The 24,277-nt window shown below is 39.0% G+C and carries 25 protein-coding genes; 1 reads left to right on the top strand and 24 read right to left on the bottom strand.

Features of this window, described 5'->3' with window-relative positions; genetic code table 11:
* Window positions 1-126: 126 nt before the first annotated feature.
* From hisIE to lplA, 23 genes are all read right to left on the bottom strand, one after another.
* Window positions 127-741, bottom strand: a complete 615-nt coding sequence (gene hisIE / locus AC3II9_RS18515) for a bifunctional phosphoribosyl-AMP cyclohydrolase/phosphoribosyl-ATP diphosphatase HisIE (RefSeq protein ID WP_489157814.1) — start codon at window positions 739-741, stop codon at window positions 127-129.
* Complete coding sequence (gene hisF, locus AC3II9_RS18510; RefSeq protein WP_391371408.1) at window positions 738-1,496, bottom strand: imidazole glycerol phosphate synthase subunit HisF; 759 nt, start codon at window positions 1,494-1,496, stop codon at window positions 738-740. Before hisF ends, hisIE begins: the two co-directional genes overlap by 4 nt.
* Window positions 1,490-2,110, bottom strand: coding sequence for an imidazole glycerol phosphate synthase subunit HisH (gene hisH, locus AC3II9_RS18505; RefSeq protein ID WP_489157813.1), 621 nt, complete (start codon window positions 2,108-2,110; stop codon window positions 1,490-1,492). Before hisH ends, hisF begins: the two co-directional genes overlap by 7 nt.
* A 1-nt stretch (window position 2,111) precedes the next feature.
* Entirely contained in the window at window positions 2,112-2,708 is a 597-nt protein-coding gene (gene hisB / locus AC3II9_RS18500; RefSeq protein WP_489157811.1) for an imidazoleglycerol-phosphate dehydratase HisB, read from the bottom strand.
* Window position 2,709: 1 nt separating this feature from the next.
* Complete coding sequence (gene hisD / locus AC3II9_RS18495) at window positions 2,710-3,990, bottom strand: histidinol dehydrogenase (protein ID WP_489157809.1); 1,281 nt, start codon at window positions 3,988-3,990, stop codon at window positions 2,710-2,712.
* 15 nt (window positions 3,991-4,005) lie between these two features.
* Window positions 4,006-4,629: an ATP phosphoribosyltransferase gene (gene hisG, locus AC3II9_RS18490; RefSeq protein ID WP_391371419.1), complete on the bottom strand. Its 624-nt coding sequence runs from the start codon at window positions 4,627-4,629 to the stop codon at window positions 4,006-4,008.
* Window positions 4,626-5,792, bottom strand: coding sequence for an ATP phosphoribosyltransferase regulatory subunit (locus tag AC3II9_RS18485; RefSeq protein WP_489157807.1), 1,167 nt, complete (start codon window positions 5,790-5,792; stop codon window positions 4,626-4,628). Before AC3II9_RS18485 ends, hisG begins: the two co-directional genes overlap by 4 nt.
* Before the next feature lie 281 nt (window positions 5,793-6,073).
* On the bottom strand, window positions 6,074-6,607 hold the full coding sequence (locus tag AC3II9_RS18480) for an acyltransferase (protein WP_489157805.1): 534 nt from the start codon (window positions 6,605-6,607) through the stop codon (window positions 6,074-6,076).
* Between the two features lie 3 nt (window positions 6,608-6,610).
* Window positions 6,611-7,249, bottom strand: a complete 639-nt coding sequence (gene ppaX / locus AC3II9_RS18475; protein ID WP_489157803.1) for a pyrophosphatase PpaX — start codon at window positions 7,247-7,249, stop codon at window positions 6,611-6,613.
* Window positions 7,246-8,187, bottom strand: a complete 942-nt coding sequence (locus AC3II9_RS18470) for a nucleoside recognition domain-containing protein (protein ID WP_489157801.1) — start codon at window positions 8,185-8,187, stop codon at window positions 7,246-7,248. The genes ppaX and AC3II9_RS18470 overlap by 4 nt, the downstream gene beginning before the upstream one ends.
* A 13-nt stretch (window positions 8,188-8,200) precedes the next feature.
* Window positions 8,201-9,025 carry a prolipoprotein diacylglyceryl transferase gene (lgt, locus tag AC3II9_RS18465; protein ID WP_489157799.1) on the bottom strand — a complete coding sequence of 275 codons (825 nt, stop codon included), beginning with the start codon at window positions 9,023-9,025 and terminating at the stop codon, window positions 8,201-8,203.
* Between the two features lie 18 nt (window positions 9,026-9,043).
* Window positions 9,044-9,982: an HPr(Ser) kinase/phosphatase gene (gene hprK / locus AC3II9_RS18460; RefSeq protein ID WP_489157797.1), complete on the bottom strand. Its 939-nt coding sequence runs from the start codon at window positions 9,980-9,982 to the stop codon at window positions 9,044-9,046.
* Between the two features lie 221 nt (window positions 9,983-10,203).
* The gene (gene cccB / locus AC3II9_RS18455) at window positions 10,204-10,557 is read right to left on the bottom strand and encodes a cytochrome c551 (RefSeq protein WP_489157795.1); all 354 of its coding nucleotides are present in this window, start codon (window positions 10,555-10,557) and stop codon (window positions 10,204-10,206) included.
* Between the two features lie 54 nt (window positions 10,558-10,611).
* A complete protein-coding gene (locus tag AC3II9_RS18450) occupies window positions 10,612-11,427 on the bottom strand; it encodes a YitT family protein (RefSeq protein ID WP_489157834.1) in 816 nt (271 codons plus the stop codon).
* Between the two features lie 190 nt (window positions 11,428-11,617).
* Entirely contained in the window at window positions 11,618-12,856 is a 1,239-nt protein-coding gene (locus AC3II9_RS18445) for an EAL and HDOD domain-containing protein (RefSeq protein WP_489157793.1), read from the bottom strand.
* A 154-nt stretch (window positions 12,857-13,010) separates the two neighbouring features.
* The gene (locus tag AC3II9_RS18440; protein WP_489157791.1) at window positions 13,011-14,981 is read right to left on the bottom strand and encodes a prolyl oligopeptidase family serine peptidase; all 1,971 of its coding nucleotides are present in this window, start codon (window positions 14,979-14,981) and stop codon (window positions 13,011-13,013) included.
* 379 nt (window positions 14,982-15,360) lie between these two features.
* Window positions 15,361-16,914 carry a fatty acid--CoA ligase family protein gene (locus AC3II9_RS18435; RefSeq protein ID WP_489157789.1) on the bottom strand — a complete coding sequence of 518 codons (1,554 nt, stop codon included), beginning with the start codon at window positions 16,912-16,914 and terminating at the stop codon, window positions 15,361-15,363.
* A gap of 149 nt (window positions 16,915-17,063) precedes the next feature.
* Window positions 17,064-18,992: an FtsX-like permease family protein gene (locus AC3II9_RS18430; protein WP_489157787.1), complete on the bottom strand. Its 1,929-nt coding sequence runs from the start codon at window positions 18,990-18,992 to the stop codon at window positions 17,064-17,066.
* Complete coding sequence (locus AC3II9_RS18425) at window positions 18,964-19,737, bottom strand: ABC transporter ATP-binding protein (protein WP_489157785.1); 774 nt, start codon at window positions 19,735-19,737, stop codon at window positions 18,964-18,966. Before AC3II9_RS18425 ends, AC3II9_RS18430 begins: the two co-directional genes overlap by 29 nt.
* 9 nt (window positions 19,738-19,746) lie before the next feature.
* A complete protein-coding gene (locus AC3II9_RS18420; protein ID WP_489157783.1) occupies window positions 19,747-20,175 on the bottom strand; it encodes a hypothetical protein in 429 nt (142 codons plus the stop codon).
* Between the two features lie 10 nt (window positions 20,176-20,185).
* Window positions 20,186-21,172, bottom strand: a complete 987-nt coding sequence (locus AC3II9_RS18415) for a sensor histidine kinase (RefSeq protein WP_489157782.1) — start codon at window positions 21,170-21,172, stop codon at window positions 20,186-20,188.
* Window positions 21,172-21,876: a response regulator transcription factor gene (locus AC3II9_RS18410; RefSeq protein WP_391371462.1), complete on the bottom strand. Its 705-nt coding sequence runs from the start codon at window positions 21,874-21,876 to the stop codon at window positions 21,172-21,174. The genes AC3II9_RS18415 and AC3II9_RS18410 overlap by 1 nt, the downstream gene beginning before the upstream one ends.
* Window positions 21,877-22,303: 427 nt before the next feature.
* A complete protein-coding gene (gene lplA / locus AC3II9_RS18405; protein ID WP_489157780.1) occupies window positions 22,304-23,296 on the bottom strand; it encodes a lipoate--protein ligase in 993 nt (330 codons plus the stop codon).
* A gap of 141 nt (window positions 23,297-23,437) precedes the next feature.
* Here lplA and yhfH point away from each other — a divergent pair, with 141 nt between their 5' ends.
* Window positions 23,438-23,563: a protein YhfH gene (gene yhfH / locus AC3II9_RS18400; protein ID WP_081978034.1), complete on the top strand. Its 126-nt coding sequence runs from the start codon at window positions 23,438-23,440 to the stop codon at window positions 23,561-23,563.
* Window positions 23,564-23,754: 191 nt separating this feature from the next.
* Here yhfH and AC3II9_RS18395 read toward each other — a convergent pair whose 3' ends face one another.
* Window positions 23,755-24,276, bottom strand: coding sequence for a FixH family protein (locus tag AC3II9_RS18395; protein ID WP_489157779.1), 522 nt, complete (start codon window positions 24,274-24,276; stop codon window positions 23,755-23,757).
* Window position 24,277: the final 1 nt, after the last annotated feature.

Raw genomic sequence — 24,277 nt, 5'->3', positions numbered from 1 at the left:
AAACGTTGCCTACTTTTATTTTTTTCCCTCATGGCGTTTCTGAAGTACTTCTAATACCTCATATACATCTACTTTTTGCGTCTGACGGCTGTCGCCTTTCGACGCAGAAAAAAACGTTGCCTACTTTTATTTTTTTCCCTCATGGCGTTTCTGAAGTACTTCTAATACCTCATATACATCTACTTTTTGCTCTTGTAGGAGGACGAGTAGGTGGTAAAGAAGATCGGCTGCTTCCCATTTTACTTCTTCTGTATCACGGTTTTTAGCCCCGATGACAACTTCTGTTGCTTCTTCGCCGACTTTTTTACAAATTTTATCGATCCCTTTTTCGAATAAATATGTAGTGTATGCACCTTCTGGCATATCGATTTCACGTTGTTTAATAACTTCTACAAGTTGTGGTAAAATCGCTACTGAACCTGGACGTTCATTTTCTACAATCGCCTCAGTAAAGCAAGATGTTGTACCATTATGGCATGCTGGACCAGCAGGAAGGACTTCCACTACTAATGCATCTTGATCACAATCTGCTTTAATTGAAACAACATTTTGTGTGTTGCCACTTGTTGCACCTTTATGCCATAGTTCCTGGCGTGAACGAGAGTAAAACCACGTTTCGCCTGTTTCGATTGTTTTTTGTAAAGACTCTTCATTCATATAGGCAACTGTTAGTACTTCTTTTGATTGTGCGTCTTGCACAACCGCTGGGATTAACCCTTGTTCGTCAAATTTAACGTTCATCGTACGTGTACTCCTTTTTCTTTTAAGTAGCTTTTTACTTCTGCTACACTCGTTTCTTTATAATGGAAAATTGATGCCGCAAGTGCTGCGTCTGTATCCACATCTTGCAGTACTTCACGGAAATGTTCTGCATTTCCAGCACCACCACTTGCAATGACTGGCACAGTAACAGCGTCTCGCACTGCTTTTGTTAAGCCTAAATCAAAGCCGGATTTCTCACCATCTTGATTCATGCTCGTGAGTAAAATTTCCCCAGCCCCTAAACGTACCGCTTCTTTCGCCCAGTCTACAGCTTTCCATTCTGTTTTATTACGCCCACCATGTGTGTATACCATCCATGTACCATCTTCTTCAGAGTAACGCGCATCAATTGCACAAACAATACATTGTGCGCCAAAATAGTCAGAACCTTCTTTAATGAGTGCTGGACGCTCTAAAGCAGAAGTATTCACCGATACTTTATCTGCGCCTGCACGTAAAATACGTTTCATATCGTCCAGTGTGCGAATACCGCCACCTACTGTGAATGGAATAGCTAAAGCACTCGCTGTTTGGCGTACGACATCGACCATCGTTTCACGGCCTTCGTGCGAAGCTGAAATATCTAAAAATACGAGCTCATCTGCACCTTGCTCATCATAAAATTTCGCGAGTTCCACTGGGTCACCTGCGTCACGTAGCTCGACGAACTGTACCCCTTTCACAACACGACCTTCTTTTACATCAAGACACGGGATAATTCGTTTCGTTAACATACTGTCGCCTCCACTTCTCGTAACCATTCACGTAGTAAAAACACACCGAACGGACCTGATTTTTCAGGATGGAATTGCATACCTGTGAAATTACCACTTGCAACGATTCCTGGCACTTGTACCCCTTCATAATCCGCTGAAGCGACAAGCTCTTCTTGTGCCATATTTGTAGCATAAAATGAGTGCACAAAATAAACGTGGCGCTCACTCGGCAACGTTTTTCCTGTAAGCCACTCCGGCGTTTGAGCTAACACAAGCTCATTCCACCCCATATGTGGAATACGCGATACATTCGTAAAACGTTTTATACTCCCTTTAAAGATGCCTAGACCTTTTGTTGGGGATACTTCTTCACTTTCCTCAAACATTAACTGCATCCCTAAACAAATTCCTAAAAGTGGTTGCTTTGTTTCTTTAATGAAATGAATTAACCCTGTTTCTTCCAGACGTTTCATCGCATCTGGAAAGGCACCCACACCAGGGAGTACAAGCGCATCTGCTGCACGCAGTGTTTCCATATCACTCGTTACAATGACCTCTGCATTTAAACGTTTTAATGCTTGTTCCACGCTAAATAAATTGCCCATTCCATAATCAATTACACCAATTTTCACGTTACGTTAACAGTCCTTTCGTTGAAGGTACACCTTTCACACGTGGATCAATTTGTACGGCCTCATCTAGTGCACGTGCTAATGCCTTAAAGATAGCTTCAATAATATGATGTGTATTATGACCATAAGGAACGTTAACATGTAGATTAATACGTGCCTCTAGCGCAAACTTCCATAAAAATTCATAGACTAATTCTGTATCAAATGTACCTACTTTAGCATTCAATGTTGGGACGACACGATATTCTAAATGCGGACGATTAGAGCAGTCGACTACGACGTGTGCTAATGCATCATCCATCGGAACGAACATATTTCCGTAACGCTTAATGCCTTTTTTATCGCCTAGTGCCTCTCGGAATACTTGTCCAAGTACGATTCCAATATCTTCTGTTGTATGGTGATCATCAATCCACGTATCACCATTCGCAATAATTTTCCCATCAAATAAACCATGCTTAATAAATAAATCGAGCATATGGTCCATAAAGCCAACGCCTGTCTGAATTTCAGCCTGACCTGAACCATCTAAATTTAGCTCTACCTCGATTTTTGTTTCATTCGTATTACGAGCGATTTTTGCAAAACGTGCTCCCATTTTATTCTTCTCCTTTATCCCAGCCACGCGACTCAACTGCTCGTGCGTGACCTTCTAATCCTTCTAGACGAGCTAGACGGGCAATTTTTGGTGCATTTTGTGCCCATGTTTTTTCACTATAATAAACAACGCTCGTGCGTTTAATAAAATCATCTACATTTAATCCACTTGCAAAACGCGCTGTACTATTTGTCGGTAGGACGTGATTTGTCCCTGCAAAATAGTCGCCCACTGGTTCTGAGCTATAGCGCCCGATAAAAATAGCACCCGCATGTGTAATGCGTTCTGCCACTTCCACCGCCTTATCTGTCACAACTTCTAAGTGCTCTGGTGCTAAAGAATTGACGGCACGAATCGCTTCCTCTAGTGATTCTGCTACATAAATTTGCCCGAATTTTTCAATCGATTGACGAGCAATCGCCTCACGTGGCAGTGTCTTCAGTTGCTTTTCTACTTCCTCGGCTACTGCCTCTGCTAACGCATCACTTGTTGTAATTAATACAGCACACGCTAATGCATCGTGCTCTGCTTGTGATAATAAATCAGCCGCAATTTCATCCGCATAGGCTGTCTCATCTGCTAATACACAAATTTCTGACGGACCTGCAATCATATCAATTGCGACCTCACCAAATACTTCACGTTTGGCTAACGCAACAAAAATATTGCCTGGTCCTGTAATTTTATCGACCGGTGTAATCGTCTCTGTGCCATATGCAAGTGCGGCAATCGCCTGTGCGCCGCCTACTTTATACATTTCTGTTACACCTAAAATATGTGCTGCGACAAGCACTGCAGCCGGTAGCTTGCCGTCACGTCCAGCAGGGGATGTAATGACAATGCGCTTTACGCCCGCTACTTGAGCTGGAATGACATTCATTAACACTGATGATGGATAGGCTGCTGAACCGCCTGGCACATATAACCCTACTGCATCAAGTGGTGTAATCCGCTGACCAAGCCAAGAACCATCCGCTAATGGTAGCTCATAGCCTGTACGTTTTTGGGCGCTATGATAGAGACGAATATTGGCTGCTGCTTCAGCAAGATCTTTGTAAAGTTGTTCATCGAACCCTTTTACTGCTTCTTCGATTTCCTCTGCTGTGACACGTAAGTTTTTCGGTGCAAAGCCATCCCATTTTTCGCTATACATGCGAATCGCCGCATCCCCACGCTCACGCACATCCGCAATGACTTGGCGTACCGTTTTTAGCTGTTCCTCGTTGCCACTTTCAAGCTGACGTTTTAACGAAATATCACTTGTTAACGTTGTAATATTCATACGATCCCCCTACCCCTAATTCACACATTTTTTTAAGCGCGACACGAGGTCTTGAATACGCTCACTTTTCATGCGGTAACTAACCGGATTGGCAATTAAACGAGAGGAGACATCCGTAATGTGCTCATACTCGACTAACCCATTCTCTTTTAATGTACGTCCTGTCGATACGATATCGACAATGCGATCTGCTAAGCCAATCATTGGCGCAAGTTCAATTGAACCATTTAACTCAATAATCTCTACTTGCTCCCCGATCCCTTTATAGTATTTCGTGGCGATATTTGGATACTTTGTTGCAATACGTGGTGCAATTTCATTCATCGTCGTATTCGGTAAACCTGCTGAGGCAATATAGCACTCGCTAATTTTTAAATCTAATAGCTCATGGACTGTACGACGTTGCTCTAACAACACGTCCTTACCCGCGATTCCGATATCTGCTACACCATGCTCTACATAAACAGGTACATCCATTGGTTTTGCTAAAATGAAGCGAATTTTTTCTTCCGGAATTTCAATCATCAACTTCCGTGACATCTCTACTTCCTCTGGTAAATTAAAACCTGCTTCTAATAGCATTTCATATGCTTCTTCAAAAATGCGCCCCTTAGGCATTGCAATTGTTAATTCACTCATACTTGTTCCTCCTGCCCAGAGAAGTACACAACTTCTTGGAACTGCTCTTTAAATGCTTCTACATTTTCTAGACCGACTGTTGATTGCATCGTTACACGGCGATATTGCTCGCGTAATCGTGCTGCTTGAGCTAATGCTTGTTCAAACGCTGAAGGTTCAAATAGCACAAGCGCTGTCACATTTTCAACCTCTTGACGTGGCATTGCTTCTAGTAAACGATCCACACGTAAACCAAAGCCTGTTGCCCCTACAGTCGAACCAAAATGCGCAAGCAGTCCGTCATAGCGACCACCATTTCCTAATGGGAAGCCACTACCAGAAGCAAATACTTCAAACAGCATGCCCGTGTAGTAATTCATATGACTTGATAATGTAAAGTCGTACGCAATATATTGTTCAACGCCAGCTAAAGCGAGCAATTCCCATAACTTTTGCATATATTCTAATGCGTCATTTTTACGCACATATTTTTCAATATCTTCAATAGAAGATAAGCTTAATGCTTCTTCAATAAAAGCGAGTAGTGCATCGGATTTCGTTTTTGGTAAATCAAATGTGAGTACCGCTTCTTCAAAGCCTACATAATTACGTTGTACAAGCAGTTCATTTAATTTCTCCGCTTGCTCGGCGCTTTCTGTATAATCTTTTAAAATACAGCTTAGTACACCCGCATGACCAATCGTAATTTTGAACGATTCAATGCCGTATGCTTTGACTAATTCGATCACTGTCATAATTACTTCTGCATCCGCAAAAACAGAGTTGTCCCCAATTAATTCAATCCCCATTTGCTCGAACTCTGCAGGTCGACCACCTTCTAGTTGCTGTGCACGGAAAACATTTTCGAAATAGGCTAAACGTTGTGGGATTTTTTCTTTTAATAATTTTGATGTTGCTACACGTGCAATCGGTGTGGTCATATCTGGTCGTAACACTAATGTACTGCCTTGGCTATCCACCAATTTAAATAATGTCGCATCATGGATTGCGGACGCCTTACCGACCGTATCGTAATACTCGACAGTTGGCGTTTTAATAAATTCATAGCCACGACTGCGCAGTAATTCGCGTCCTGTCTCACGTACTTGCTCTAATTTTTCATAAATTTGTGGGAATGTATCGCGCATCCCAAGTGGTTTTTCGAACATTTTAATCGATGACATTTTGACACATCCTAAACATTTTACTTTAACGTACTAGAGTGGTAAATTACTAATGTATGAAAGTATTTTACTGCTATCCGAGTATTTAGTCAATAAATTCACAAAAACTTAACTATACCCAATTTTCTGATATATATTTCCCTATTATACACTATTAGAAAGACATCATCTCGACCTATTTTGGTCAAGATGATGTCTTATCTTTATCGATATCCGTGAAACTTATATGTTCCTATTTACTAAAAAAATCAGCTAAATCCAAAATATTGGATTTAGCTGATTCATTCATTCTCCCACTTCGGGTTATCTAATTTTTTTCGTTCTGCCATTTGTTCAGCTGTATAAATAATGCGCATTGGATTTCCCCCTGCCATACAACCTGGTGGCACGTCTCGATGGACAAGAGTAGCAGCCGATACGATAGCCCCGTCCCCAATTTCAACACCTGGCAAAATAGTCGAATTGGCCCCAACCATTACATGATTCCCAATGATTACATCGCCCAGTCGATACTCTTCAATTAAGTATTCATGTGCCAAAATTGTCGTATTAAAACCGATGACCGTATTATCACCAATTGAAATCCGCTCAGGATACATTGTATCCGGCATTACCATCAAGGCAAGCGATGTTTTGTCGCCAATCTTCATCCCTAAAAATGTACGATACAACCAATTTTTCAAACGAAGAAATGGTGTGAATCGTCCAATGGTTATAATGGTAAAACATTTCGCTACTTTCCAAAACGATACAGTGTCATACATATGCCATAATGAGTTTGCCCCTTTAACACGATAACGCTCCGTTCTCCTCATCCGCTATGCTTCCTTTACAATTGAAATTAAATCAGACATATGCTCTAGCATATAATCTGGATTGAACTGTTGTAAAAATGCTCGTCCTTTAAACGCCCAAGACACGCCCGCTGTACATACGCCTGCATTTTTACCGCCTTCAATATCATGGGAGTTGTCTCCAATCATGATGACTTCTTCTTTTGCTAATCCAAGTTTTTCAAGTGCCAGCAAGATTGGTTCAGGATGTGGCTTTACATGGGTCACATCTTCTAAACCTACAACAAACTCGAATAAGTGACTTGCCCCTAAAATATTTAATCCGCGCGCAATGCTATCACGACGCTTTGTCGATACAATGACTAAACGCATACCCATTTCCTTTAACTTCTCTAATGTTTCGACAACCCCGTCATATTCTTTTACAAGATCATCATGATGCATCAAATTCCACTCACGGTACTTTGTAATCATCATTTCCGTTTCCCCTGGTGTAAGTGTATCAAACGTTTCCTTTAAAGACGGACCGATAAACGGTAAACAATCCTCCGCCTTATATTGCCCGGGAAATCTCTCGTTTAACACGTGCAAAAATGTTTCAATGATTAACTCATTTGTATCTAGTAATGTTCCATCAAAATCAAATAGTAATGCCTTTATCATGACTGTAAAACCTCTCTAGCTTCCTTTTGTTCTGCTCGTCGCCATACATAGGCTACCACAATCGTTAAAATAAACGCGGTAACGACACGAATCGCCAATAACGGCAAGACGGGAATGCCGAGTGGTACGAAAATGAGTGTATCTTCCACTACAGCATGACAAGCTACTAAGAAAATAAACGCAAGTGTTGCATCCTTTTTGGATACGCCATCTTCCTCAACAGCTTGAATCATCACCCCTGCCCCGTACGCTAACCCAATTACTAGCCCTGTTACAAGTGTCATGGAAGCATTCGGTTTTACACCGATCACCTTTGTAAATGGTGCTAGTTTAGTTGAAAATTTCGTCATATAACCATAATCACGTAAAAACTGCACGATGATCATTAATGGTAGGACAATGATGATTAACTGAAGAATCCCATAACTGGCCTTTTCCAAGCCAAGTATCAGTATCGCTCCCCAGCCATCTGGATTGGCCGTCATTTCTGGCATCATACCGTATTTAGCAATCTCACTTCCTCCATCCCAAAGTAAATTAATCGTAATGGCGGAGAGGAAGGCAAGCCCAAATCGAACGACGAGTACAACCCACAATTTCACCCCTACACGAAGGGCAACAGCAGTCTCAATAAACATACTATGCGCAAATGATAACATAACAGCTAATGTAAATACTTCTTTTACCGTTAACTCCAGTGATAATATCCCTGCAATACCTGAATATAAATTTAGCGTTGTTCCAAGAACTAACGGAATAGCCGCTTCACCTGGCAAACCTAAAATACTCATGAATGGTGCGATTATATCGACAATCCACGGAAGTACCGGTGTAAATTGCAAAAGCGTTACGATAAACGTAATTGGAAAAATAAATTTACTTAATTTCCATGCTGTTTGTAAACCTGCGAGTATTCCCTTTTTTAACGTCTCTCCCATTTCGCAAGCTCCCTTATTTTTTATCTAAATAACGTACAACCGGCTTCACTTTCATGCGGCGATAAACAATAGCAATAATACCGACGACAATGCCAATAATAGATACAACTTGTGCTGAACGTAGTAAATCGTCAATTAAATACAAACTATCTGTACGTAAACCTTCAATATAGAAACGACCAATTGAATACCAAATTAAATAAAAGAAGAACATTTCCCCTCGTCGCCAATTAAGCTTACGGGCAATTAGTAAAATGATCAGCCCAACCACGTTCCATAGCGACTCATATAAAAATGTTGGATGTACGTATGTACCCTGTTCTTTAATATACATCTGTTCAATAATCCAATTAGGTAACAATAAATTTTCTAAAAAGTCACGTGTTACAGGTCCACCGTAAGCTTCTTGGTTCATAAAGTTACCCCAGCGACCAATAATTTGCCCTACTAAAATACTTGGTGCCGCAATATCAGCGACACGTAAAAAGCTAACACCACGTTTTTTGGTAAAAACATACGCGGTAATAAAAGCACCGATTAATGCGCCGTGAATGGCAATACCACCATTCCATATTTCAATTATTTTCCCCGGATACTGACTATAGTAATCCCATTTCATCGATACATAGTAAATCCGAGCTGATAATATAGCAATCGGTACTGCCCAAATTAACATGTCTCCAATAAAATCTTCATGCAGTCCTAATCGAACAGCCTCACGCTGCGCTAAAAAATACGCCAGTACAATGCCTGTAGCAATTAAAATCCCATACCACCTGACCGGAATTGGACCTAAATGAAAGGCGACTGGATCAATAGCTAATAATGTTACACTCATAACAATCTCCTTTCGGCTTTAAAAATCATCCATTTCATCATTCGATGCAATCATCTCATCTAAACGACGGGAAAATTCTTCTGCTGCATTAACTCCCATCTTTTTCAAGCGATAGTTCATAGCCGCTACTTCAATAATGACTGAGACGTTACGTCCTGGTTGAACAGGCACCGTTAATTTCGTTACATCTGTATCGATAATACGGACTTTCTCCTCGTCTAAGCCGAGACGATCATACGATTTATCAGGATCCCAATTTTCAAGCTCGATAATTAGCGTAATTCGCTTGTAAGGACGCACAGCACTCGCACCGAATAACGTCATAATATCAATAATACCAATACCTCGAATTTCAAGTAAATGCTCAAGCAGCGGAGGTGGACTACCAATCAAGAAATTTTCCGATTCTTGACGGATTTCAACACAGTCATCCGCTACAAGACGATGCCCTTTTTTCACTAATTCTAAAGCTGTTTCACTTTTCCCCACGCCGCTTTTTCCGATTAAAAGTACGCCAATACCATGCACATCAATAAGCACACCATGAATCGCGGTTGTTGGTGCCAGCTTACTTTCTAAAAAATTCGTCAGCCGACTGGAAAAACGCGTTGTCGTCAGTCTTGTTTTGAGAACCGGTACATGATTTTTATCCGATGCATCAATTAACTCCGGTGGTACCTCAAGTTCTCGCGAAATAATAATCGCGGGTGTATTTTGCGAACAAAGGCGCATCATACGATCTTCACGGTCACTAGCTGGCAGCATTTCAAAAAAGGAAAGCTCTGTCTTTCCCAATAATTGTACGCGATTTGCTGGGTAATGGGTAAAGTACCCGGCCATTTCAAGTCCTGGCCTTGAAATATCACTCGTCGTAATATAACGACCAATCCCTTCGCCGCCACTTACTAACTCTAAATCAAATTTCTCCATTACATCTCTCGTTGTTACTTGAATCATCTTAAACTCTCCAATCATACAACTCACATATTATTTTATTTTAACATGCCTATCCCATATTTCTAATATTTCGTATTAGAAATAAACATCTTAACCAAAATCGGTTGAGATAACATCTTGAAAGTAAAAGCTCATAGCTGTTTCTTATGGGCCTAATACTTATCTATCCGCAAAAAAAGCCGACGAATATTCGCCGGCTTGTTTTCACCCTATATTTTCTATTATTTCTTTGCAGCTAACCAAGCAGCTAAAGCTTCTGCTTCTTCACCTTGCACTAAACCGCCAGGCATACCGCCCGCTTGACCATTTAAAATGATATTTAAAATTTCTTCTTCAGATAAGCGAGAACCTACATCATTTAATGCTGGTGTCGTTCCCATACCTTGTAAGTTACCACCGTGACATGTTGCACAGCGTTGTTGTGCCACTTCTGCACTTGCATCTGCTGTCGTTTCTGCTGGTGGAGTTGTTGTACCAGTGTTTGGCTCTTTTTCGTTCGTTTTCTCACCGCCACCACATGCACCAAGCATTAGAGCAGAACCTAGCATGAATGTTGCTAACCATTTCTTTTTCATACGTTATATCCCTCCAAAGTATGATTTTACTAACATGTCCCTAGTATAGCACTTTTATGCACGTTTGAAACCTTCCCCCAGTACCTCATAAGCATCGGAAACGATAACAAACGCTGATGGGTCAATGCTTTTAACAATTTGTTTCAGCTTTGTGAATTCTGTCTGGTATACTACTACCATGAGTACAGGCTTCTCATGTCCTGTATAGCCACCAAATGCGGGAATTTTCGTGACACCTCGATCAATCTCTTGAAAAATTCGGTCTCTTATTTCATCTTGCTTATTTGTAATAATATACACCATTTTTGATTGACTAAAGCCTAATTGAATAATATCAATTGTTTTTGTTGTCACGTATAGCCCAATCAATGCGTATAAACCCTTTTCGATATCAAATACTATGGCTGCACTCGTTGCAATCACTCCATCAATGAGCAACACACTTGTCCCTAATGTCATTCCTGTAAATTTCGTAATAATTTGTGCTAATAAATCTGTCCCACCTGTCGATGCTTTCCCTTTAAATACAAGACCAATGCCAAAACCGACAACAATACCACCGAAAATTGCACCGAGTAGTGGATTATACGTCCAAGCATCCCAACTTTCCGTTAAAATAACGAATAATGGTAGTGCAAGTGTACCAACTAAAGACTTCGCACCGAAGTTTTTCCCTAAAATGAAAACACCCGCAATAAATAAAGGAATATTAAATGCATATTGTACAATCCCTGCATTCCAACCAAATACCCCATGCAAAATAGTACTAATCCCGCTTACGCCACCTGAAGCGATTTGGTTAGGAAATAAAAATGCATTAAAACCGATTGCCACAACAGCCGCTCCTGCAATGACATAAAGGTATTCCATAATTGTATCTTTTACAAAATGATTTTCGTTATTCACACTTTTACCTTCCTTTTTTCATTTCTCCAAACAATTCAGCCATGATTATAGCAAATGTTTCATTAAACCGGAACTTCACTTTAATGAAGTTTCTGACGATTGATAATACCTTCAAAAAGAAAATCCTATAGCAAATTGACTATAGGATCTAACATTAGTAATACTTATATGTTTCTTCTACCCACTCATCCACTTCAAGTTGAATTTGCATAATGGCCTCTTTGGATAACTCTAGTTTTGTGGCCAGTTCTTCTACCTTTTGCCAATCTGCTTTACTTAAAGCAATACTAAACTGCAAGTATGGTGACATTTCCGTTTCGCCTCCACTAATCGTTTCAACAATTTCTTCGGGAAACGGCAACTGCTGTAAAATCATATTCATTGGGCGTCGTAGCAAGGCGTCAATTAATGAAAAGAGCCCAATTAAAAAGTATTCAGAGAAATTTTGCTTATAATTTAATTTCGCTACTTTTTCACAAACCTTTGCACGAAATAACGAGCGACGCATTAATTCATTAAATACATCTGATCTATCTTTATTTCCTACTTCACGCATAGCAAGTAAATAAACCCATTTTCTTAATTCTGATAAGCCAAGCATTAATATCGCTTGTTTAATAGAACGAATTTTCGATTTAGAGCGCTTCATCGATTTATTAATCAATTGCAATAATTTAAACGATACGGAAATATCACGTTCAATATTTTCCGCCAATTCATTAATATTCGGTTCCTCATCACGTAATAACGAAATGATATGAAAATATTGAATTGTATTGTGAGGAATATCCGTTGCTTTAATCACTTGTGGTTGTTCAAAAAAATAGCCTTGAAATAACATATATCCTGAATGCTTCGCTACCTCGAATTGATGGTGCGTTTCTACCTTCTCAGCTAACAGCTTAATATGCGGGCATTTTATTTTCACTTTGTTTTCAATTTTCATCCGCTCAAGTAATGGAGACAATAAGAAATCTACCTTGATATAATCTATATAAGGAAATAATTCGTCATAAATTTTCACGCTTTCATCCAATACAAAATCATCTAACGCTATTTGAAACCCTTTACTCTTTAAATTTTGAATACGTTCAATTAGCTCTGTTGTAATCGGCACATCTTCTAAAATTTCAATTACAACTTTTGTTGGATCTAAATAATCTGTGAGCGGCCCCATCAATAAATTTTCAGTGAAGTTTACAAAACACGGACGCCCTTTAGTCACTTCATCAATCCCTATGTTTACAAAAGAGTTTACGAGCACATCTACTGTCGCTGCATCTGAATTAACCATAGCAAAAGAATTGTTTTCTTTATTGCGGTATAGTAATTCATATGCAACAACTTGTTCATGAAGATTGAATATAGGTTGTCTGCCGATAAAAACTTCCACACAAATTGCCTCGCTTTACAGTTTTATTTCTCGTATTATAACATGTTTTGACTGTCTTAATATGATAATAGAGCATGATTATTTATATATATTTCCATTTATATGACGACAATCTAAAAAGTATAAGAAGAAAGCCCCTCTTATCCCTTAACTTTTATACATATTTTTTAAACCATTCCAACATTTGCGTTAAGCGTTCTACACGTAAATTTGGCAGTCCTGTACGAGATAAATTATGATCGCTCTCTGGGAATCGAACAAATCCAACTTCTTTCCCTAATGTTTTTAACGTAATATACAACTGTTCAGCTTGTTCAATTGGACATCTAAAATCCTGTTCACTGTGTAAAATAAGCAGCGGCGTTTCTATATTTTCTGCATATTTTAAAGGTGAGAACGCCCATAGTTTATCGACTGATTTCATATTAGCAAAGTGCTGCCATTCGCTAAAATAATATCCAATGTCAGAAACACCAAAGAAACTAATCCAGTTTGAGATGGAGCGCTGTGTAACAGCTGCTTTAAAGCGATTTGTCTGCCCAATAATCCAGTTTGTCATAAAGCCACCGTAACTACCACCTGTCACACCTAGACGATTACAATCAATCCAATGATAGTTTGCTAGAGCATAATCAAGACCTACCATAATATCCTCATAATCACCACCACCATAATCGCCACGTACACCATCGACAAACGCCTGACTATAACTATGACTACCACGTGGATTCACATATAATACACCATACCCTTGTGCTGCTAATAACTGCATTTCATGGAAGAACGTATTTGCATACATTGTATGAGGTCCACCATGTACTTCAACAATTAACGGATACTTCTTCCCTTCTTCGTAATTTGTTGGTTGCATGATCCAACCGTGTACATCCCCAATCGATGTTGTGTACACAATCGCTTCAGGTGTTGACAGTGGGACTTCCTTTAAAAATGCATCGTTAAAATTTGTTAATTGGTGGCGTTCACCTGTCGTAATATCAAAGTAGAATAACTCACCTGGGAAGGTTGGGTTTGAAACGGTTAAAAGCGCCCAGTTTCCGCTACGTGCTACATCATAACCGTAAAGATGCTCGCCTTCAGCACTCGCTGGGAAAATACACCCTTCTAAATCGGCATAATACAGACGTACATCCCCCATCGTTGATAATTGGAAATACAACGCATTCGTTTCTGTCCATGTAACAGCTGGTGCATCTACACCTTGCTGCACGTCAGCAACAGCTAAATCGCCAACAGGTGCATCTAACATTTCCGTTATATTTTGTGTGAGCTTTGTTTCTGTATCATATACGTATACTTGCGCATGCGTAGCGTTTTTATAAGAAGCATCACTACCAACGTATGCAATATAGCGATTATCAAATGAAAATGTTGCTCCACTGTAATGACCATCTGCGTCTACTAATATCGCCTCTTCTTTCGTCACTACATCCACAATATAAAGAGGTGTACGGAACTCATAATCTAAATTTTCCGCTCGGTTAACACCTACAATCATTTGTTGTCCATCACGTGAAATACCTACTAAACTATGGTGATAATCCCCAGATGTAAACTGCTCAAGCGATTCATCTGCAAGATGTAATACAGCGATTTGTGTAAATTGATCTTGTGGGCGTAAACCTACACCACCAATACCATCCATCTTATATTTCATACCGTTTACGATATATACTTGTGGCAGTGTATTTTCCTCTTGTTCTAGCTGATCAATTATCGTTTTTCCTTGTTTCACACGACTAGCAAGCCATATTTTTTCACCGCAAGGACTCCATAAAAATGAACTAACCCCGTTCGGTAAATCCGTTAGTTTTTTTGCTTCTCCACCGCGCACTTGTAAAATGTATAATTGATTTTTCTCATCTCGATTCGATAAAAAGGCAAGCTGTTTACCGTCTGGTGACCATTGCGGACTACTGATCCGCTCCTTTCCAAACGTCCATTGCATCACGTCTCCGGATTTGATATGCACATGGAATAAGTGTGAATAATACTTATTATCTTCCTTGTTCATTTGCGTACGAATAAATACTGCTTCTTCATTGGAAGGTGACAATACTGGATTTGTGACCGATTGCAAAGTATATAAATGATCCGTTGTTAACATATTTATTCCTCATTCCACTGATATTTCGATTTCCGTAACAATAGTATATCACTCCTTAGCTCTTTTTCAAAAGACGGTATTGAATAATTTGTTTTCTATATATTGCATAATACACATTAATTGACCTTTTATTGTTAAAGAGAATCTTAACATTGATTTTAGTTACAGCTGATTCGCCTCCGCTCCAATCAACGAGCAAGCGCTTTTTATAAACCATTCCATTAAAAAGTACGCTTCTCATCTACTGATATTGTATTAAACTTTCTTAAAAGTATTTGCGCTAGTCTAAAATTCCACATAGGCTTCCTTAGAATGGCTCATCCATTTAAAATAAAAAAAAGCTATTACTAGTTTTAGTAACAGCGTAAAAATATTAATATTAACTTACAGTCGATATTTCTTTTAATGAGCGACGTAAAATTTTACCTGTTGAGTTTTTCGGTAATTCATCTAAAACTTCAATCACTTTTGGCACTTTATACTTGGCGATATGCTCTGCACAATAGCTTTGGAGTTCCTTTGGCGTCATGGACTTGTCTTTTAGTACAACATAAGCACATACCGCTTCTCCAAAATCTCGATCAGGTAACCCTACTACCGCTGCTTCAATGACATTTGGATGTGCAAATAGCACTTCCTCGACTTCGCGCGGATATACATTGTACCCACCTACGATAATCATATCTTTCTTACGGTCTACAATATAGAAGTAATCTTCCTCATCTTTTTTCGCTAAGTCCCCTGTGTATAACCATCCATCCCGAATCGCTACCGCTGTTTCCTCCGGTTGCTTATAGTAACCTTTCATCACGTTTGGTCCACGTACAATGAGCTCACCTACTTCACCAACGGGTACTTCATTACCTAATGCATCCACCACTTTATTGTCGACATTGACGATTGATTGTCCAATCGATCCTGCTTTCCGCTCACGGTCTAACGGATTGAAGCATGTTACCGGAGATGCTTCCGATAAGCCATATCCTTCTGAAACACGTACGTTAAATTTCTCTTCAAAGTGATGAAGAAGCGATACAGGTAAAGAGGCCCCACCTGATACAGCTAGGCGTAAGTGTTCAAACGCTTTCGGATCCCCTTCCTCAAATTGATACAGGAAGTTATACATCGTAGGCACCCCTGCAAATATAGTCGCTTTATATTTATCTGCCAGTTCAAAAATCTCACCTGGGCTAAAGCGCGGTGCTATAAGAAGTGTCGCACCTTTCATTAAAGGGGCATTCACGACCACTGTTAATGCAAACACATGGAATACCGGTAATGTTGTAATAATACGGTCATCACCTGTCATTTGTAAGTATTCACCTACATCACGTGCATTGGAATACAAATTGCCATGTGTTAACATGGCGCCTTTTGGTTGCCCTGTCGTACCCGATGTATACAAAATAACCGCTGTATCCTCTTGCTCAACTGCAACAGGATCCACTGTAGTCGTTGTATTTGCTAATATATGTGTAAATAATTTTGCCTTTGTTTTCACCTCATCACTAAGCGCCGCAAATTTCTCCCCCACGTCCGGCGTCGTTTCACAAATGATGTAGCCCTGTACTTGTAGGAAGGCTTTTACACCTACCTCTACAAGTGGCAATAGCATGTCAAGTGCAATGACCACCTTTACATCCCCATTTTGAATAATGTACGAAATTTCATCCGCTGTATAAATCGGATTAATCGGAATAGCTGTTGCGCCAATTCGCATTGTTGCATACAACGAGATTAAAAAGTGCGGTGTATTGCCAAGTAACAATCCGACATGATCCCCTTTTTCAAGTCCTAAGTCTTGTAAAGCTTTTGCAAAACGTCCTACTGTCTGTTCAAACTCCCCGTAACTTGTCCCTTGTCCCATAAAATAATACGCTGTCTTTTCTGGTTGTTCGAAAGCCTGTTGTCTTACTTGTTCAACTAAATTCAATACACCCATCCCCCTTGTCGCGTAAATGAACTGAATATTCATTTTATTGCTATTATAAAATAGGTATATTAGTAAAACAATAGGCTATTTGTATTTTATTCCGTTTTTCTGTCAGAAACAAACTCTTTTTTCTGCTTTATTCAATCCCCCTAGCCATTCACATGAGCAATATAGCGCCAACGAATCATATAAAAATAAACAACTTGCACACAAACAAATAGAAAGAACGCGACAATAATTTCTTTTACAATAATGAGGTTAATCACATCTTTCAATACAGATTGAAGTGCGATAAATGCAAATGTACTATGCAGAAGTGCCATACCCCATGGTAAGAAAAACTGCGGTGCTAAATGTCTTGTAATCAGTCTTTTTTGTTCTGCATCTGTTAATCCCATTCTCTTTAAGACTGCAAATTGTTGACGTTCACGTTCGAGATTTGCATACAACTTAAAATAAATAAAACTCCCCGCGGCCATTAAAAACACAATGACCACTAATACACCTGAAACAGTAAATAAAGAATACATCGCTAATATATAAGAATAATTTAAACCTGTATTTTCAAAATAAAATGGCAATGAATAGACAGTATTCCCCACATATTCTTGTGATACTAATTGTTGAATAGATAAGCCAATATCCTTCGCCTCTATCCAGTGAGGAATATCAAATGCATATAAATGATAGCTCGGTACCTCTTCAGGAATAGCTAAAGGTTTGGTTAATAGCTTATAATCCTCATCGCTAATAATAATGGAATTTCGGCTAATAATGGATGTCGGAAAAATGATTTTAGGATATACCCGGTCGATTGTAATCGGCACATTATTTTCTGTCAGCACCGTCTCTACTGTCATCTCTTCCAGCATTTTAATGGACTCATCTGAATACGGTATAAACATCCCTTCCCCTGAATTCAGTCTAACGAGCGGCAGACCGTATGAAAATAACATCCGGTTAATGTCCGTTTCACGGAATACCTCTACCTCATTTGATGTGACAAGCGATGTTTGTTTAATCACTTGAAAGCGTGTCACATGATAGGAAAAGCCTTGCTCCTCTAGCTCATTGATAATACTAGATACATGTTCCTTTTCGTAAGGATTATCGAAATGTCCCTTGTACACAATGCCGAGTGGATTGAGCTTATCATACTGGGCCGTATAAGAAGAAAGCGCAGCAAGCAGTACAACGCATAAAAAGGCTAGCATGGACACCATTGTGACAACAAAAAACATTTTGGCATTTTGACGCATTGTATAGATTTGCTCAGCAACCGATAACATACATGCCTTATGCCAATACATATCTTTTCTCTTTTTCAATAAATCAAAAATAAAAAAAACAGTGTCCGTAAAAAAATAAAATGTTCCAAATGTTACAACAATCGGAATCAATAGCGTAAAGGTAAAGAGTGTCGTTTTCGTCGTAATCACCGCAAACATATAACCAATACCAATTAAAACAAGCCCTAAAATAGCACGTCCCTTTGAATAACGATCCGATACATCTACGGCACGCGCTTTTAATAAATGTGTCAATTTATGTTCAGGTGTGTACATCACACTGCCAATCGAAATAATAATAAAAGCACCCATAAATACAGCAAACGTCAATAAAAACGGACCCCATGATACATATAATGGCAAATCCTCTAAACTTAACATTTCACGGATAATCATAAAAAAGAATTTGGAAAAGGCAAATCCAAACAATATGCCACTAATACTTGAAAGAGCGCCAATTAGCATCGTTTCCAAAAACACAAGCCGCCCCAGTTGCTGCCTCTCCATACCAAGATGAAGTAAAATCGCAAACTCTTTAGAGCGAGCTTGTAAAAAAGCCTTCATCGAATAAAAAATGAAAAACCATGAAAACAACACTAAAATAACTTCTGCAAACACCATTCCAATAATTGATGCTTCTCCTAAAAAGCCATTTTCCATATCCGGATGAAACATCAGCATAGAATATAAAAAGAATACAAATACAGAAAAAAAGCTGGCCATAAAAAAGGCTGCATAATTACGAAAATTTCGAAAGACATTACGGTAAGCGAATTGTTGAAAAGTCACCTACTTGTCCCCCTAACAAACTGAGCACATTTAAAATTCGTTGGAAAAACGTCTGCCTACGCTCATCTTTATAAATTTCATTAAAAAATTCACCATCTTTTATGAACAGCACCCGATCACAATAACTTGCTGCAATCGGATCATGTGTCACCATAATGATGGTCGCTTGTTTTTCTTTATTCATGTCCGAAAGCAACTCTAACACCTCGCGTGCTGCATTCGAATCAAGATTGCCTGTCGGTTCATCTGCTAAAACAAGCGATGGCTCATGGATAAGCGCTCGTGCAATTGCTGTTCGCTGTGCTTGCCCCCCTGAAATTTCATTTGGGCGCTTCGCTAAAATAGCACATAAACCCAGTTTATCGACTAATCCATTTAATCGTTCTTCCATAAAGGCAATGGGCTTTTCATCTAATGTTAATGGCAAAATAATATTTTCCTCCACCGTTAACATGGGCAATAAATTAAAATCCTGAAAAACGAAACCGAGCTCACGTCTCCTAAAATACGCTAACTCGGTACTATTTAAACTTTTGGGGCGCATACCATTAAAAATAATCTCTCCACTCGTCGGTGTATCAATCATTGAAATTAAATTTAAGAGCGTCGTTTTACCACTGCCAGATGGGCCCATCACTGCTACGAACTCACCTTTTTCTACTTCAAAGCTCAACTGGTTTAATGCGCGTGTCGTGACTTTTCCTTCATACACTTTCGTTACTTCATTAATGGTTAAAATGGACATATTCTCTCCTTATTCAACATGTATTGGTATATCAAGTATCCACGGAAGAACTACTTCAAAACTAATTTCTAAAATATCGCCTGACATTTCTTGTGGAATCGCATCATATTCCTGTGTTAACGAAAAACAATGCCCCTCAATGACTAAGTCCCATCCGTCCATTTCCCCCTCTACTAACTCCCCACACAGATGATAACTACCTGTATACATCATCATTGTGCCCTCTTCTACAGGGTAGTAAGATAGTTGGCTTGGCTTCAAAATATCGATTCCTAACCGTTCAAAAAATGCCAGAACTTTCGGGTCCTTAATGCTGCATACTTCCATGTAGTTTAACCACTCTACAACATCATTTTTATAGTTAATTTTCTCATATACTTCTTTTGTTTTTGGAATATCAATTACTAATGTCCACTCTTCTACTTGAATTGGTTCCACATCATCACCCCTAGTGTTGAAAAATAAGTTTAACGGTTGTTCCTCTAGTTACTTCTGATTCAATCAGTAGTTCATGTCCGAGCTTTGTGCAAATTTCTTGTGCAATATATAACCCCATTCCCGTTGACTCGCCTGTTTTACGTCCATTTTCACCTGTAAAAAATGGCTTCGTCACACGTGATAAGTCTGACTTGGGAATACCGATTCCTTCATCCATTACACAAAGCGTTACACGTTCTCCCTGCCTTGTCGCTTCAATACTCATTTTCTTATGCTCTTCAAACGTATATTTAACTGCGTTTGTAATAAATTGAGTTATAACAAACTTAAGCCATTTGGAATCACTCATCACAACGATTTCTTCGTCTATTTTCATTTCTGGAAATACCTTATTTGCAATAAACAAACGTTTATTTTCATTAATTGTAGACGTGACAAGTTGCTTTAAGTTTACTTGTTCTACTTGTAAATCTTCTTGAAAATTTTCAAGTCGTGCATTCATTAATACCATTTCAAGACCACGCTTTAAACGATCTACCTCTTCTTGAACACTTCGTTTATCGAGCGATTCTTCTTGCAGTAGTAATTCTAAAACCGCTACCGGTGTTTTCATTTGATGAATCCACTGATTGGTAAATTTATATTGACGTGTTTGTTTCGTATAGAGCGCTTGTACTTCCTGCTGATACAACTTGTACAACTCATGCATATAGCTTTCTGTTTGGTAGTACTCCAGCGTTTTGGCATTTTTCTGTAAAGCATCATCCATCTGTGTTGGTAAATGAACAATTTTTTTTAAATAACGCCGACGCAACATATAACGAATCGTTAAAAAAGACCCGATTAAAATAACACTCATCACGATGGAATACATCGCTGTTGCGAAGTTTCGAAATCCTTCCAACCAGTACAGCATTAAAGTAAACAGTACGATCAATAGTTGAAAAATAAGGTATGACAGATGTTCCTTCATAAATAGCTTTAATCCTGTCCCCATTACATTTCCTCCGCACTTAAAATAAACCGGTATCCTGCTCCGCGCATCGTTTCAATACTCGATGTAACACCATAATCCGCTAATTTTTTTCGAACACGTGTCATATTTACATTTAATGTATTTTCATCTACAAACACTTGATCATCCCATAAATGCTCAAGCAGCTGATCACGCGACACTACTTTCGGTGCATTGCCCATTAATAAATCCAAAATGGTGCACTCTTTTTTTTGCAGGGGAATAATCGTCTCTTTTACATGCAACTCCATTCTTTCTAAATATAACGTCAGCTGCCCTTGTTTAATCGTACGCTCCTCTTGTTTTGGTGCATATTCTCCATATGTTCGACGTAAATGGCTACGAATTTTTGCCAGTACAATTTCGTAGTTGAACGGCTTCGTAATAAAGTCATCTCCACCATTTTCAAGCGCAAAAATTTGATCCATCTCACCTGACCGTGCAGAAATAAATAAAATCGGACACGTTGTATATTGACGTAACTGACGACACCAGTAATAACCGTCATATGTAGGCAAATTAATGTCGAGTAACACAAGATGCGGATTAAAACGTTTACATTCTTCAATAATCGTTTCAAAATTTTCAACAATGGCTACATCATATTGGTATTTCCGCAGCGTTTCTGCGAGCAATGAAGCAATTTTTATATCATCCTCGACTATATAAATCCGGTGCTTTTCCATCCTATCACCCCTTAGTTCATTAAATTAGTTACTTCCATATACAGTGATTCCCTATTTTTCAACTCATAATAACCTTGCTAATTTACCTTGCGAGCTCCTTTTAAGAGTCTTCACCAAAACATGTACTTGACCGCACATTCCGTTACGGGCGGACGCTTTCCGCGGGCGAGGTCGAGCCTCCTCGTCGCTCATTCTTCGCTCCTGCGGGGTCTCGACTTTCTCGCTTTTCCCGCTGGAGTCGCCGCCCTTCACTCCATGTGCTTTTAGAATCCTACATTTTTTAATTAAGAACCTATTTTGATATTGGGCTCCTTTTCATTTTACAATAAAAAAGAGACGTACTCAAAAACTCTGAAAGTACGTCCTGGACCGTTACAAGTTACATCTTCATTTAGTCGGTGTTTTAACCACTGAATAAAGTTAAAACTTAATAAATTAACTGTAAAAACTCTTCTTTTGTAATGCCACCAAAGTATTTGGGAATATCGATTTCCACTAGCTTTTCAGCAATCGCATTCCGGTCATAACGCGCACCGACTAATAATGCCTCCACTTCCGCTACATCACCAACTCCAAAGAAATCACCAAAGATCGTGACTTCTTCAACGATACCGCGATTTACTTCTAAACGAATATCAATGCTACCAGATGGGAAACGATGTTGCTTTTGAATATTGAAGCGTGGGGATTTGCCGTAATTCCAATCCCATTGTTGATAACGCTCTTTCGATAGCTGATAAATGTTCTCCCAGTCTTGCTCTGTTAAATCGTAGTATTGAATGTTTTCTTCGCCACCAAAAATCGATTTTAATATTTCCATTCGGAATTGTTCTACCGTCATCGGCTCTGTTAAAAACTCCGAAATATTAGCTACACGTGAACGAACGGATTTAATGCCTTTTGATTCGATCTTGTCCTTTTTCACTTTCAAGGCTGATACAACTGCATCTATTTCTGTATCAAACAGTAATGTACCATGTGAAAACATACGGCCTTTTGTAGCGAATTGAGCATTCCCAGATACTTTACGCCCTTCCGCCAAAATATCATTACGACCTGATAACTCTGCATTCACGCCCATCTTCGCTAAAGCATCCACTACAGGTTGCGTGAATTTTTTGTAGTTGTGGAAGCTATTCCCGTCATCTTTTGTTAAGAAGCTAAAGTTTAAGTTGCCTAAGTCATGGTATACAGCACCACCACCAGATAGACGACGTACGACAATTACACCATTCTCTTCTACATAATCTGTATTGATTTCTTCAATCGTATTTTGATTTTTGCCAATAATGATGGATGGCTGATTTATGTAAAACAGTAGGAAATCATCTTTTTCGATATCCATATTTTTTAACACATATTCTTCAATCGCTAAGTTCACTCGTGGATCTGTAATTCCCTTATTATCGATGAAATACATTCACTTCACTCCTTCACAAAATGTACATAATTATTTTACCCTAAAATGCACATTTTGTGTTGACGAAACATAAACTGTTATAGTACAATTTGAAATAACAAGACAGTAATATAACAGTTTGATTAAAGGGGGCTATCCACAATGTTAGAAAACGTAGTTGAGTTTTTCAAAAATTTACCAGATAAAGTATGTGTTCAATGCGGTGACAAAATCGAAGAACAAAGCGAGTGCTACAGCAACAATTGTGAGAAATGCAACACTCTTTAATTCACAACTTATTGCTACTTGACGCTTCATCCTTATGATTTAGTAACACTATATCGCTTACACAATTCAACCTTCGAGTGCGCTCAATGCTCGCGGGTTTTTTCTTTTTCACTAAAAAAAGTGTATTAGTACAGTTCTGTACTAATACACTTTTTTTATCACTTCAACTACTTTGGAATAACAATATCCCATTAATGATTATGTTCTTCCTCAGACTCTTCTCCGTGTTCAGCATGACCCTCTTGCTCGGTAGATTCTCCGTTCTCCATATGTTCCATCGAACTTGAACTGTTATCTTCTAATACTTGACTCATATCTGGATTCCCAACAATCATTTCGTGTTTTGGCATAACATGCATACCACGTGCTGTTGTATGAGCGTACATATAATAGACACCATCATGGTCAAATGTATATTCTGCTACGTACACACCGTCTTTCGTTAATTCGCCTTCAAGCATTGTTCCTTCGTCTTTATGACCTGATTCCCATACTTCAAACTCTACACTGTCGGCATTATCTACTACTTCGCCCCCCTGTGTCACCTTCACTTCAAGAGTTACGGCTTCATTTGGTTGTAATTCCGTCGGTGTTAATACGTCTACAATCACTTCAACTGGCATTTCACCGCTATCTATTGTATCTACTTTTTCTTGCCCACAACCAGCTGCTAATACAGCCGTTGCTGCTAACGTTAAAAATAATTTCTTCATT

Source organism: Lysinibacillus sp. RU7 (assembly GCF_057837305.1).
This window is presented reverse-complemented; position numbering and strand designations above follow the sequence as displayed.